The sequence below is a fragment of the Paraburkholderia sp. SIMBA_027 genome, assembly GCF_046535315.1.
In the GTDB taxonomy this organism is placed as follows: Bacteria; Pseudomonadota; Gammaproteobacteria; order Burkholderiales; family Burkholderiaceae; genus Paraburkholderia; species Paraburkholderia tropica.
Map to the genome: position 1 here is coordinate 1 of NZ_JAWRWY010000533.1, position 274 is coordinate 274.

General features: G+C 24.8%; 1 protein-coding gene. It reads right to left on the reverse strand.

Going from position 1 to position 274, the window contains the following annotated elements; all coding sequences use genetic code 11:
- The coding region (locus SB764_RS40130; RefSeq protein WP_410866770.1) for a hypothetical protein at positions 1–274 on the reverse strand (274 nt) is incomplete at both ends.

Genomic DNA, 274 nt, shown 5'->3' on the forward strand with positions numbered 1-274 from the left:
CTTTTGATAATCTTATTCAAAATTATCTCATTTAGATCATGGATTTTAAGATTAGGGCAGTTTTCAATTAAATATTTCTTCATTCTAATTATAAAGTTAGAATAGGTTTTATAAGTTTCTTTTGATCGTTTGTTTAATTCAACTAATTCTTTTATATATTTTTCATATTGTTCTATAACAAATAATGCAGAGTACTCATTATTTTGTAATATGGCCTGTTGCTTTATATTCCCGGAATTATATTCTTGTAATATTAGCTGAAGCTCGTTCCAAG